This window comes from Arthrobacter sp. CDRTa11 (assembly GCF_026427775.1).
GTDB lineage: Bacteria > Actinomycetota > Actinomycetes > Actinomycetales > Micrococcaceae > Arthrobacter.
The window spans coordinates 2,027,727-2,039,879 of record NZ_CP044532.1 but is presented as its reverse complement, the minus strand read 5'-3'; the positions used below and the strand labels follow the sequence as shown (position 1 = coordinate 2,039,879).

Below are 12,153 nucleotides of genomic sequence, written 5' to 3'. Positions count from 1 at the left end.
CGCGGGCCCGCGGGTGGTCAAGCGCGTGCAGCGATCGCGGCAGCCCCCGCCGCCGTAAACTCTGCGATCCGCTCACGGGGAGTGGAATCGCTGACCAGGGCCTCGCCCACCAGGATGGCGTTCGCGCCGCTGGCGGCGTAATGGGTCACATCATCCACGCCGCGCACACCGGATTCGGCGATGATCAGCGCCCCGGCGGGAATCATCCCGGCGAGGGAGGCAAAAACGGAACGGTCGACGTCGAGCGTTTTCAGATTCCGCACGTTTACGCCAATGAGCCGCGCCTCCGCAGCCACGGCGCGTTCGATTTCCTCTTCCGTGTGCGTCTCCACCAGCACGTTCATGCCGAGTTCCCGGCTGAGTGCGCTGAAGTCCTGGAGCTGGGAATCGGAAAGCGCGGCGACGATCAGCAGGATCAGGTCCGCGCCGTGGGCGCGGGCTTCCCAGATCTGGTACTCGTCCAGCGTGAAGTCCTTGCGCAGCAGCGGGACATCAACGCGCGCCCGGACGGCGTCCAGGTCCGCGAGCGAGCCATTGAAGCGCCGCTGTTCGGTCAGGACGCTGATGACTGCAGCCCCGCCGTCGGCATACTGCTCCGCGAGGGAGGCCGGATCCACGATCGCGGCGAGGTCACCCTTGGAGGGACTGCGGCGCTTGATTTCCGCGATGACTTTGAGCTGGTCCCGCCGCTCGGACGGGCCGCCCAGCGCAGCCCAGGCGTCCCGGGCCGGAGCCGCAGCCGCCGCCCGGTCCTTCAGTTCGGTGATCGAAACGAGGCGCTTCCTGGCCTCCATATCCTCCCTGACACCGGCATTGATGTCATCGAGAACAGTCGCCATCAGTGGCCGGAGTTCTTCAGCTTGCTGCCTTCGACGCCGTAGCCTGCCTTGCGCATGACGTAACCGAGGATCAGGCCGAGGACCATCACGGCTGCGCCGGCGATGAAGATGGGGGTGCTGTTGATCACAAACGCGATAGAGGCAACGAGGGCGCCTACCAGCATAACGATCACGCAGGTCCAGGCGGCCGGGCTGTTGCCGTGGCCAAGTTCCTGGCTGTGATCGACGGCGCCGGGGGCAACCGTCCGGGTGCCTGACTTGGAAACGGACGCAGGTGCTTTGCTCATGGAAATCTCCTCAGGGTGAATACTGCTTACATTCTGCCATTTTTTAGCCGGGACCTGCTTACCGGCAGGGCGCGGGACTGCTCCCCCGGACCTGCCGGCCTGCTCCGGTCAGGTGGGATCGTCGCCCCGGGACAGCCTGTCCCAGCTGTCAATCTCGTCTACGGGGCCCGCAGCGGCGGCCGCGCTGCCAGCGACGGCGGTGTCACCTTTGGCCGCATCATAGGTGGCGGCGTCATATTTTGTCCGTGACTTCCAGTACCGTCCGGCCGGGATGATCAGCACGGCGCCCACCGCCAGCAGGATGCCGATCACGACGGCGACGGCCGGGAAGGCGGTCAGTGACACTTGCGCGTCACTCCCGGTGACACCGGTGGCGGCCGCGATGGAACCCTGCGCGGCAGCCAGCGGGTCGGCAAGCACCGTGGCGGCGGCAGCAACGATCCCGGCTGAGGCCAGGACGATAATGACGGCGGCCACCCAGCGGGCGATCCTGCCGGCGATGGATGCGGCCAGTCCCCCGGCCAGCGCCACGAGGGCCAGTGCTGTCACCGTCGTGGCGGCTTTGCTGCCCTGGACCTGGAGTGTGCTTTGGGAACTGCCGGCCTGTCCCACTTGGTCCGGATCCAGGCTGACCGTCATCCACGTCTGCGTAGTGGTGCCGAAAACAGCCAAGGCCAGCGCGGCGATCAGCAGGACCACAGTGGACTTTCGTGCCCAACCGGGGGTTCCTCCTGCTTTGCCGGTGCGGCCGGCGGCTGTTTCAGGAACGGGCATCAGTCGTTCGCCCGGCTGGTATGGCCGGCGCTGCCGGCATCGGGAACGGTGTCAGCCGAAATGGTGTCCGCCGAAATGGTGTCCGCCGAAATGTTGTGCAGTGATCCTGCGGTGTGGACGGCGCGCAGCGGAGCTGCGGCCTTATTCACGGTTTCCAGCGCCTCCGTCGGGTTGACCGAATCAGCAACAATGCCGCCTCCTGCCTGCACGTAGGCGCGTCCCTCCCGCAGCAACGCGGACCGGATGGCGATGGCCATGTCCATGTCGCCCGCGAAGTCCAGGTAGCCCACCACGCCGCCGTAGATGCCGCGGCGATGGGGTTCGAGTTCGTCCAACAGGCGCAGTGCGCGGGGCTTGGGAGCACCGGACAGTGTCCCGGCAGGGAACGTTGCCTTCAGGACGTCGTAGGCTTTGGCCCCCGGCGCCAGTTGGCCTACCACCGTGGACACCAGGTGCATGATGTGGCTGAAGCGCTCCACTTCCATAAACTGCGTCACGTCAACGGTTCCCGCCACGCAGACCTTGGAGAGATCGTTGCGGGACAGGTCCACCAGCATCAGGTGCTCGGCGCGTTCCTTTTGGTCTGCCAGGAGTTCCTCGGCCAGGGCTTTGTCAGCCTCCACCGTCTTGCCCCTGGGCCGCGAACCGGCGATGGGATGGGTGATGACTTCCTCGCCTGTGACTGTCACCAGGGCCTCGGGCGAGGAACCAACGATCGAGTATTCGCGGCCGTCGGCGTCCGCAAGGCTGAAGATGTACATGTAGGGGCTGGGGTTGGTGTTCCGCAGGACGCGGTAGACGTCGAGCGGAGAGGCTCCGCATTCCATCTCGAAGCGGCGCGAAATCACCACCTGGAACACCTCGCCGTCGACAATGGCTTCCTTGCCGCGGTCCAGCGCCGCCAGGTAGGCAGGCTCGTCCCAGCGCTCCTGGACGCTGGAGGCGAAATCCAAAGCGGCAGGCTCCAGGACTGACACGGGCTGCGCCACGGGCGTGCTGATCTGGGTCAGGAGTGCCTTGACCCGGGCCACGGCGTCGTGCCAGGCCTCGTCCACGCGTTCGGAGCTGTCATCGAAGTTGATGGCGTTGGCGATCAGGAGCACGGTGCCGTCGACATTGTCATGCACAGCCATATTGGACACCAGGTTCAGCGCCATTTCCGGCAGCTGGAGATCGTCCTCGGGCGGGCTGGTCAGCCGTTCCCAGTGCCGGACCGTTTCCCAACCCAGGAATCCCACCAGGCCTGAGGTAAAGGGCGGCAGCCCCTCGAACCTGTCAGTGCGGAGCGCTTCGATGGTGTCCCTGATGGCATCAACCGGGTTCCCGTCCACCGGCACACCAACGGGCGGCTGGCCCAGCCAGTGCGCCTCACCGTCCTTCGTGGTCAGCGTTGCCCGGGAATTGGCTCCGATGAAGGAGTAGCGGGACCAGGTCCCGCCCACGGCCGCGGATTCCATCAGGAAGGTTCCGGGCTGCCCCTGGGCCAGCTTCCGGTAGAGGCCGATAGGCGTCTCAGCGTCCGCCAGGACCTTGAGCCGGACGGGGATGACACGGCTGGTGCCGGCGAGTTCACGGAACTCCTCGAGGCCCGGGCTGATGATTCCGAGGTCCTGCATGGCTATGGCTCTCCGCCTGTTCTTGTAGGGCGCCCGCATGGTGGCGGACATCCGCGGTGTGCTGTTCGAAAACTCAGAAAACTCAGAATACTCAGGGTGCGGCGGGACTGGACCGCCCCGCATGGCTGGGAGCCGGTCAGCCCGCCTGGCCTGCGCCGCCGGTGCTTACTGTACTGACCTGCAGTTCCCTGCCGTCAAAGCAGGTGCGGGTGCCGGTGTGGCAGGCGGCACCCACCTGGTCCACGCGCACCAGCAGGGCGTCGCCATCGCAGTCCAGTGCCACTGACTTGACCCACTGAACATGCCCGGACGTGTCCCCCTTGCGCCAATACTCCTGGCGGGAGCGGGAATAGAACGTTACCCGTCCGCTGGTCATGGTGCGGTGCAGTGCCTCGTCATCCATCCAGCCGAGCATCAGCACCTCGTCGGTGTCGAATTGCTGCACTATGGCCGCCACCAGTCCGGCACTGTCCCGCTTCAGCGCAGCGGCAACGTCTTCCGGAAGCGGGCCGGCGGGCAGGCTTCCCGAGGCGACCCCTACAGGTCCGTCGGTGTGCCCCGCCGAAAGGCCTGCGGGCACGGCGGAATCAGGGGTTGGCTGGGGGGCGGGCTGCTCAGACATCAGACCAAGTCTAGTGCCTCTGCGCATCCCGTCAGGAGTGTGAACAAGCGCACGGCCCCGGTGGCGGTTCTGCTGCCCATCTCCCCGGCTGTCGTGCTAGTTTCACAAGTGATGCATTTCGTCGACCCGTCCCGAGAAGTCCTGGCCGAGACCCTGCTTGCGGCCGGTCCTGATGCCCCCACGCTCTGCAAAGGCTGGCGCACCAGGGACCTTGCCGCGCACCTTTACCTGCGCGAACGCAAGGCGGCCGTGGGATTGGGCCTGATCATCAAGAGCCTGTCCAAGGCCTCGGACAAGGCAACGGCGAAACTTGCCGCGAAGCTGAAAACGGCTGACGACTACGCCGGGCTGGTCAACACGTTCCGCGCCGGTCCGCCTGCGCTGTCACCCATGAACATCAAGGCCCTGGACGAGAGTTCCAACCTGATCGAGTATTTCGTCCACACCGAGGACGTCCGCCGGGCTGTGGACCGCTGGGCACCCCGCGCCCTCGACGAAGCCTATTCGGAAGCGCTCTGGGATGAACTCATCAAGCGCGCCGCCATCCTTTACCGCGGGGTGGATCTTGGCATTGTGCTGGTCCGGCCCTCAGGTCCGCGCCACGTGGCCAAGCGCGCCCCGGTATCCGTGGCCATTGTTGGTGAGCCGGGCGAGCTGCTGATGCACGCCCACGGCCGGACCCGCCATGCCCTGGTCACCTTCGAAGGCCAGCCCGACGCCGTCGCGCTTCTCCAGTCAGCAGAAGTGGGCCTCTAACCCTCCCAACTGGGTAGCGCTAAGTGTCGTTATGAGCGCTCAAAACGACACATAGCGCTACCCAGTTGGGTTGGAAGATGCTAGCGGACCTCGAAGCCTGCATCCCGGATGGCCTGCTTGACCTGGGACATCATGTCGTCGGGTCCCCAGTGGAAGATCGACGCGGCCAGGACGGCGTCCGCGCCGGCAGCTACCGCGGGCGGGAAGTGTGCGGGCTCCCCTGCTCCGCCTGAGGCGATGATGGGAACCTTCACCGCCGCACGCACCAGCCGGATGAGCTCGAGGTCGAATCCATCCTTGGTGCCGTCGGCGTCAATGGAGTTCAACAGGATCTCGCCCACGCCGCGCTCGGCCGCTTCCTTCGCCCAGGCAATGGCGTCGATGCCGGTCCCGGTACGCCCGCCGTGGGTGGTGACCTCAAAGCCCGACGGCGTGGGGACAGACCCGGGGCGGGTGCGGCGTGCGTCCAGGGAGAGGACAAGCACCTGCGAGCCAAAGTGGCGCGTGATCTCGTCGATGACCTCCGGGCGTGCCACGGCGGCGGTGTTGATGGAGGCCTTGTCCGCGCCGAAGCGCAGCAGCTTGTCCACCTCGGCAACGCCCCGCACTCCGCCGCCGACGCACAGTGGAATGAAGACTTCCTCGGCGGTGCGGCGGACCACGTCGAAGGTGGTTTCCCTGTTGCCCGAGGATGCTGTGACGTCCAGGAACGTCAGCTCATCCGCCCCTGCGTTGTCGTACCGGTGCGCCAGTTCGACAGGGTCTCCGGCGTCCCGCAGGCCCTCGAAGTTGACGCCCTTGACGACGCGGCCTGCGTCGACATCGAGGCACGGAATGACGCGTACGGCTACAGCCATGGGTACTCCTGGAATTCAGTGGTGGATACTGCTGGCCGGCATTGTCTGGGCGTGAGGCTCAGATGCGGCAGGCGTGGATGCTGCTGACCAGGATGGCGCGTGCGCCGAGGTCGTAGAGCTCGTCCATGATCCGGTTGGTTTCCCTCTTGGGCACCATCGAGCGGACAGCCACCCAGTCGGAGTCCCGCAGCGGCGACACGGTGGGTGACTCGAGGCCCGGGGTCAGGGCCGCGGCGCGTTCCACCAGTTCCTTGCGGATGTCGTAGTCCATCAGGACATACTGGCGCGCCACCAGGACACCCTGGAGCCGGCGGATCAGGACCTCGATCTCCTTGGCGGTGCCGTTGGCGGCTCCACCCTCTCCGGTGCGGCGGATCAGGACGGCTTCGGACTTCAGGATGGGCTCGCCGAAGATTTCCATTCCGGCCGCCTTGAGGGTGCTTCCGGTCTCCACGACGTCGGCGATGGCGTCAGCCACGCCGAGGCGTACGGATGATTCCACGGCGCCGTCGAGGCGGACAACCCTGGCGTTGATTCCCAGCCCGGCGAGGTAGCCGCGCAGGAGGCCGTCATAGCTGGTGGCCAGGCGTTTGCCTTCGAGCTCCTCTACCTTGGCGAAGTCGCCCACGGGGCCGGCGAAGCGGAAGGTTGAGGCGGCAAAACCGAGCGGGAGCAGTTCCTCCGCTTCCACCTCGGCGTCCAGCAGCAGGTCGCGGCCGGTGATGCCGACGTCGAGCGTTCCCTGGCCGACGTAGACGGCGATGTCGCGCGGGCGGAGGAAGAAGAATTCGATGTCGTTGTCAGGGTCCACCATGACCAGCTCGCGGGTGTCGCGGCGCTGGCGGTAACCGGCTTCGGACAGCATTTCGGAGGCGGCTTCGGACAGGGAGCCCTTGTTGGGTACGGCTACTCGCAGCATGGGGATCTTTCTTGGTTGGGAGGTCTTTTGATCAGGCAAACGGGCCACACGTGGGCACCGGCAGAGTTGTTTGTCCGCGCGGGGTGCCGCAGTGGCTACAGATGCTTGTAGACGTCTTCCAGGGTCAGCCCTTTGGCGAGCATCAGGACCTGCAGGTGGTAGAGCAACTGGGAGATCTCCTCGGCCGCGGCCTCGTCGGATTCATACTCTGCGGCCATCCATACTTCGGCTGCTTCCTCCACGACTTTCTTGCCGATGCCGTGGACTCCGGACTCCAATTCAGCGACGGTGCGGGAGCCTGCCGGACGGGTGGCTGCCTTCTCACTCAGTTCAGCGAACAGCGTCTCGAAATTCTTCACGCCCTACAGCCTACTTGCTGCGGGCCCGGGGGCGCCTGTCGGGCCGTAGCATGACGGGTGCGGTGTGACGGAAGACACCCCGCACCCGTGCTTTGCTAGCGGTACTGCTTGAGTACGACGGCGGTGGCCAGCGCCGCGGTGACGGCCTCATGCCCCTTGTCTTCCTTGGATCCCGGCAGCCCGGCGCGGTCCAGGCCCTGCTGCTCGGTGTCGCAGGTCAGGACGCCGAAGCCCACCGGCACTCCGGTGGAGACGCTGACATCGGTCAGTCCCGACGTCGCCGCCTGGCAGACGTACTCAAAGTGCGGGGTTCCGCCCCGGATGACGACGCCGAGGGCAACCACCGCGTCGAAGTGCGGTGCCAGCCGCGCGGCAGCGACCGGAAGTTCGAAGCTGCCCGGAACCCTCACCACGGTGGGTTCGCTGATGCCGGCGTCCTTGGCGGCGCGGAGGGCACCATCCAGGAGCCCGTCCATAATCTGGGTGTGCCAACTGGCCGCCACAATGGCCAGCCGGAGCTGGGCCGTCTCGGCCGGGTTGAGGGTGGTGAGGTCAATATCTGGTGCGCCGTGTCCGCTCATGCGTAAATCGTGATCCGTTCAGTCTTGTTCGTGGTCGAAAGTGTCCGCCGCGATGGCAGGCACTGTGGCGATGTGGGTGTCCAGCGTGAGCCGGTGTTCCATCCGGTCCTTTTTCGTCTGCAGGTACCGGATGTTCTGGTCGCGGGAAGGCACCTCCGTGGGAACCATCTCCACCACCTTCACGCCGGCCTTGGCCAGCCTGTTCTGCTTGTCCGGGTTGTTGCTCAGCAGCCGGACCTCGTGGAGGCCCATCTCGGCCAGGACCTGGGCCGCGGCGTTGTAGCACCGGGCATCCACCGGGAGCCCCAGCTGCTCGTTGGCCTCCACCGTGTCGAAACCGGCTTCCTGGAGGGCGTAGGCCTTGATTTTGTTGGCCAATCCGATGCCCCGGCCCTCCTGCCCGCGCAGGTACAGCAGGGTCCCGCCGAACTCCTGGATCATCTCCAGGGCATAAGCCAGCTGTTCACCGCAGTCACACCGGTAGGAACCGAAGATGTCCCCGGTGAGGCATTCCGAGTGCAGCCGCACCAGCGGGGCCTTACCGTCTTTAGGCGGGTTGGGTGAGCTGACGGCCAGGTGCTCGGCACCGGTAACCAGGTCGGTCCACGCTTGCGCAACAAAGTCACCGAACGCCGTAGGAAGCTGAACGATGGGACCGCCGCTGACGGGGTGGAGGACTTTGGTATTGCCGGTCTGTCCCTTGTGGTGGCCGTTACTGTGCTGGCCGTTCCCGTGGTGGCCATTATTGTGGTGGCCATTCTGGTGACTGTCGTCAGTAGCTCCGGAAGCCGTCATCGTATCTCCTCTTCTCCTCCCGGGTTCGTGGCCCGGGTACCTCTCTCCGCGGTGGCCGCGGGCTCTGCTCCAAGGTAAGCCACCAGATCCTCGATCGAGATCAGGGGGCAGCCGTGTTCAGCAGCGAAGCTCCGCAGTCCGTCCAAGCGCATCATTTCTCCGTCGTCATAGACAACTTCCGCGATCACGCCCACCGGCTCCAGTCCGGCGAGCCGGCAGAGGTCAACGGCGGCCTCGGTGTGGCCGGGACGCTCACGCACTCCCCCGTTAACGGCCCGCAAGGGGAAAATATGCCCGGGCCTGGTGACGGAGGCAGGCCCGGCGGCGGGATCCGCCAGGACCCTGGCCGTCAAAGCGCGGTCCGTCGCGGAAATGCCGGTGCTCACGCCCACTGCGGCATCGCAGGAAACGGTGTACGCCGTACCCTTGGCGTCCTCGTTGACCAGCACCATGGGCGGCAACGCCAAGGCATCGGCGCGTTCACCTGACAGCGGGACGCAGATAACCCCTGAGCTGTACCGGATCGTCCAGCCCATCAGGGCGGGTGTGGCGTGCTGGGCAGCGAAGATGATGTCACCTTCGTTTTCGCGGTCCTCGTTGTCCACCACCAGCACTGGTCTGCCGGCCGCGATGGCGCGGATTGCGTCCTCGACTGGATCGAGCCTCAGGGCTGGAGCTACTGCTAATGCTGGCGCGGAGACCGGCTCCAGCCGGGCCGTCCCGTTCATCGTGCGCCGCCTGCGGTGCTGGTGACGGTGCTGCTGGATGCGCTGACGCTGCTGGCGGCACTGGTGCCGCTGGTGACGCTGCTGGCAGCTCCTGCACTGAAGGCAAGGAGCCGCTCGGTGTATTTGGCCAGGACGTCAACTTCAAGGTTGACCCTGCTGCCTTCCGTTTTCGCCCCCAGTCCGGTCTCGGCCAAAGTGGTGGGGATCAGCCCCACTTCAAACCACGGTTCAGGTTCGGGGGCCGGGCTGACGGCCGTCACGGTGAGGGAGACGCCGTCGATCGCGATGGAGCCCTTCTCCGCAATGTAGCGTGCCAGGTTGGCGGGCACGCCGAAGCGGAGCCGTTCCCAGTTCCCCAGGGCTTCGCGTTCCAGCAGCCGGCCAACCCCGTCCACATGGCCCTGGACGACGTGCCCGTCCAGCCTTCCGCCGGCCGGCACGCAGCGCTCAAGGTTGACCGAGTCGCCGGAGGCCAGTTCCCCAATGGTGGTGCGGACCAAGGTTTCGCCCATCACGTCCACGCTGAATTCCTTGCCGTTGATCTCGGTAGCAGTCAGGCAGACGCCGTTCACCGCGATGGACCCGCCCAGGCCAAGCCCTTCGGTGGTGCCTGGTGCATGCAGCCTGACAGTGGCGCTGGTATCGCCGTCCCTGTCAACGGACAGCACGTGGCCCTGTTCGGCAATAATTCCGGTAAACATCAGTAGCCTCCCAAGGCTTGTTCCGCGCCGGCGCGGGATGGTTGTGGTGCCAAAGCTTCAATTCGTTGCGGATGCAGGTGGAGCCTCAGGTCGCGGCCGAGCGTGCGCACCGCGCCGCCGTCGGACGCATCCCATTCCCATTGCTGGGCATCCGCGAGGGTACTGATCCCCAGCCCGTTCAGGGCAGGCGTCCCTGACCCGAGCAGGGTGGGGGCCACGTAGACGATGAGTTCGTCCACGAGTTCCGCGGTGAGGAACGCACTGAGGATCCGCGATCCGCCCTCCACCATCAGGTGGCGGACGCCCGCTGCGTAGAGCAGCGACAGCGCTTCCCGTGGATCACGCGTGGGCAGATGGAGAACATGGCCGTCGTCCCCGCGGACGGCGGCATCGGCAGGAATGTCCCGCAGTCCCATGACTGCCCGGAGGGGCTGCTTTCCAGCGGGTGCGCCGCTCGCGTCGCGGGCGGTCAGCCGCGGGTTGTCCACCAGGACAGTCTGGGTTCCCACCAGGATGGCATCGATCCGGGCCCTCAGGGCATGGTTATCGGCCAGGGATTCAGGGCTCGAAATCCACTGGCTAGTGCCGTCCTCGGCCGCGATCCGGCTGTCCAGGGTCTGGGCAATGTGAAGCGTCACAAAGGGACGTTTCGCAGCGACAGCCTGGAACCACTGGCGGTTCAGTTCCAGCGCCTCGCCGGCCGCCAGTCCGCTGCGGACACTGACACCTGCTTCCCGCAGGGTAGCCGCGCCCCCGGCAGCGGGGTCATGCGGGTCATCAACGGCGTAAATGACGTCCGTGATGCCCGCACCGATGATCGCCTGGGCGCAGGGGCCCGTGCGCCCGGAGTGGTTGCAGGGTTCCAGCGTGACCACCATGGTTGAACCGCGGAGGTCAATCCCGGCGGCCGCTGCCTGGGCAATCGCATCGGCTTCCGCGTGGGCGGTACCTGCGCCGCGGTGGTATCCGGTGACAAGTTGTGTGCCGTAGGCATCCACGACGACGGCACCCACCAGCGGATTTGCTCCGCGCGGCCCCCGCAGGGCTGCTTCAAGGGCGGCGTCCATGGCAGCCGATTCCGCTGCAGTGAAAGCGGTCACGACGTCGTCGGGCGGCGCTGCCTGACGGGTGCCTGTGTGTTGGGTGGCCGGCTGTTGGGTGGCAGGCCATTGCGTAAGGGGCTGTGTGGCGGGCCGGGCTTCGGTCCGCTGCTCGGATGCCGCCGTCACGGACTGGCCACCGGATCGGCAAAGGCGGACCCTGCACGTGCAGGGGTCCTGGCATCAAAGAGCCATCGCAAGGGGTTCATGTCTGTGTGTCGTTCCTTCCCTCTAGAACCGCGATGGCTCCGGGGGTATACGACAGCGGAAAAACGGGGCGTCACAGGACACCACGGATACAGCTGTACGTGCTTCTCTCATCCAGACTTTAACTGTCGGTACCGGAATTTCACCGGTTCAACCGTCCGCCGGCTCTTCTCCTTGGAGTGGAAAAGCACCGGCTCGCGGGTCGCGGACTATCACCGCCGGTTCGGACTTACACCGACCCCGGAGCACGTATTGTGTGTTGCTATTCTGCCACACCCCCAAGGGCTCGAGACTATTCCGCCGACACAGCACTTAATGTTTGGCTGCCCGCGGCGCGCAGCCGCTCGATGGCAGCTGCGGGGTCCTCTGCGCCGTAAACCGCGGAACCCGCGACAAAGACGTTGGCCCCGGCTTCGGCTGCCCGGACGATGGTTTCCTCGGTGATGCCGCCGTCCACCTGGATGGCCACACCGATCCCGGATCCGTCGATTGCCGCCCGGGCGCGGCGGATCTTCGGCAGCGTCAGGTCCAGGAAGGACTGGCCGCCGAAGCCGGGCTCCACCGTCATGATCAGCAGCATGTCCAGCTCGGAAAGCATGTCAAGATACGGTTCCACCGGCGTTCCCGGCCGCAGTGCCATCCCGGCCTTGGATCCGCGCGCACGCAGCTCGCGGGCAAGCTTGACGGGTGCGATGGACGCCTCGGCATGGAAGGTCACCGAAGCAAGGCCGGCATCGGCAAATCCCGGGGCCCAGCGGTCGGCGTCGGAAATCATCAGATGGGCGTCCAACGGCACCGGGCTGACGGCCTGGATCCGCTGAACCACGGGCAGCCCAATGGTGAGGTTGGGAACAAAATGGTTGTCCATCACGTCAACGTGCACGGCGTCGGCGTTGCCGATGCGCTGCAGTTCGGCTTCGAGGTTGACGAAGTCTGCGGAGAGGATGCTCGGGTTGATGCAGCATTGGGTCATGGTGAACCTTTCACTGGGTCTGCGGGATACGTCTTCTGC

Annotated in this window: 15 protein-coding genes and 1 riboswitch; of the genes, 1 reads left to right on the top strand and 14 read right to left on the bottom strand. The window is 65.9% G+C overall.

The window, feature by feature from the left end:
- Window positions 1–17 precede the first annotated feature (17 nt).
- The 5 genes from trpC to hisI all read right to left on the bottom strand — a co-directional run bounded on the left by trpC (window position 18) and on the right by hisI (window position 4,138).
- On the bottom strand, window positions 18–839 hold the full coding sequence (gene trpC / locus F8G81_RS09310) for an indole-3-glycerol phosphate synthase TrpC (RefSeq protein WP_267278691.1): 822 nt from the start codon (window positions 837–839) through the stop codon (window positions 18–20).
- Entirely contained in the window at window positions 839–1,126 is a 288-nt protein-coding gene (locus tag F8G81_RS09305) for an HGxxPAAW family protein (RefSeq protein ID WP_267278690.1), read from the bottom strand. Before F8G81_RS09305 ends, trpC begins: the two co-directional genes overlap by 1 nt.
- 108 nt (window positions 1,127–1,234) lie before the next feature.
- Window positions 1,235–1,900 carry a Trp biosynthesis-associated membrane protein gene (locus F8G81_RS09300; RefSeq protein WP_267278689.1) on the bottom strand — a complete coding sequence of 222 codons (666 nt, stop codon included), beginning with the start codon at window positions 1,898–1,900 and terminating at the stop codon, window positions 1,235–1,237.
- Window positions 1,900–3,516, bottom strand: coding sequence for an anthranilate synthase component I (locus tag F8G81_RS09295; protein WP_267279180.1), 1,617 nt, complete (start codon window positions 3,514–3,516; stop codon window positions 1,900–1,902). The genes F8G81_RS09300 and F8G81_RS09295 overlap by 1 nt, the downstream gene beginning before the upstream one ends.
- A 136-nt stretch (window positions 3,517–3,652) precedes the next feature.
- The gene (gene hisI, locus F8G81_RS09290) at window positions 3,653–4,138 is read right to left on the bottom strand and encodes a phosphoribosyl-AMP cyclohydrolase (protein WP_267278688.1); all 486 of its coding nucleotides are present in this window, start codon (window positions 4,136–4,138) and stop codon (window positions 3,653–3,655) included.
- Window positions 4,139–4,249: 111 nt separating this feature from the next.
- Between hisI and F8G81_RS09285 the strand changes: the two genes are divergently transcribed.
- A complete protein-coding gene (locus F8G81_RS09285; protein ID WP_267279179.1) occupies window positions 4,250–4,894 on the top strand; it encodes a TIGR03085 family metal-binding protein in 645 nt (214 codons plus the stop codon).
- 80 nt (window positions 4,895–4,974) lie between these two features.
- Here the strand turns inward: F8G81_RS09285 and hisF are convergent, their stop codons facing one another.
- The 9 genes from hisF to rpe form a co-directional block, all read right to left on the bottom strand.
- Window positions 4,975–5,751: an imidazole glycerol phosphate synthase subunit HisF gene (gene hisF, locus F8G81_RS09280; protein WP_267278687.1), complete on the bottom strand. Its 777-nt coding sequence runs from the start codon at window positions 5,749–5,751 to the stop codon at window positions 4,975–4,977.
- Window positions 5,752–5,809: 58 nt separating this feature from the next.
- Window positions 5,810–6,670, bottom strand: a complete 861-nt coding sequence (hisG, locus tag F8G81_RS09275; protein ID WP_267278686.1) for an ATP phosphoribosyltransferase — start codon at window positions 6,668–6,670, stop codon at window positions 5,810–5,812.
- A gap of 95 nt (window positions 6,671–6,765) precedes the next feature.
- Window positions 6,766–7,029: a phosphoribosyl-ATP diphosphatase gene (locus tag F8G81_RS09270; RefSeq protein WP_028270786.1), complete on the bottom strand. Its 264-nt coding sequence runs from the start codon at window positions 7,027–7,029 to the stop codon at window positions 6,766–6,768.
- Between the two features lie 95 nt (window positions 7,030–7,124).
- A complete protein-coding gene (gene ribH / locus F8G81_RS09265; protein WP_267278685.1) occupies window positions 7,125–7,610 on the bottom strand; it encodes a 6,7-dimethyl-8-ribityllumazine synthase in 486 nt (161 codons plus the stop codon).
- An 18-nt stretch (window positions 7,611–7,628) separates the two neighbouring features.
- Window positions 7,629–8,405 (bottom strand): GTP cyclohydrolase II, encoded by a 777-nt coding sequence (gene ribA, locus F8G81_RS09260; RefSeq protein WP_267278684.1) that lies wholly within the window; start codon window positions 8,403–8,405, stop codon window positions 7,629–7,631.
- Complete coding sequence (ribB, locus tag F8G81_RS09255; protein WP_267278683.1) at window positions 8,402–9,133, bottom strand: 3,4-dihydroxy-2-butanone-4-phosphate synthase; 732 nt, start codon at window positions 9,131–9,133, stop codon at window positions 8,402–8,404. Before ribB ends, ribA begins: the two co-directional genes overlap by 4 nt.
- Window positions 9,130–9,834 carry a riboflavin synthase gene (locus F8G81_RS09250; protein ID WP_267278682.1) on the bottom strand — a complete coding sequence of 235 codons (705 nt, stop codon included), beginning with the start codon at window positions 9,832–9,834 and terminating at the stop codon, window positions 9,130–9,132. Before F8G81_RS09250 ends, ribB begins: the two co-directional genes overlap by 4 nt.
- Window positions 9,834–10,901, bottom strand: coding sequence for a bifunctional diaminohydroxyphosphoribosylaminopyrimidine deaminase/5-amino-6-(5-phosphoribosylamino)uracil reductase RibD (gene ribD / locus F8G81_RS09245; RefSeq protein ID WP_267279178.1), 1,068 nt, complete (start codon window positions 10,899–10,901; stop codon window positions 9,834–9,836). The genes F8G81_RS09250 and ribD overlap by 1 nt, the downstream gene beginning before the upstream one ends.
- Window positions 10,902–11,238: 337 nt before the next feature.
- A riboswitch (FMN riboswitch) is annotated at window positions 11,239–11,394 on the bottom strand.
- Window positions 11,395–11,433: 39 nt separating this feature from the next.
- The gene (gene rpe, locus F8G81_RS09240) at window positions 11,434–12,114 is read right to left on the bottom strand and encodes a ribulose-phosphate 3-epimerase (RefSeq protein ID WP_267278681.1); all 681 of its coding nucleotides are present in this window, start codon (window positions 12,112–12,114) and stop codon (window positions 11,434–11,436) included.
- Window positions 12,115–12,153 lie beyond the last annotated feature (39 nt).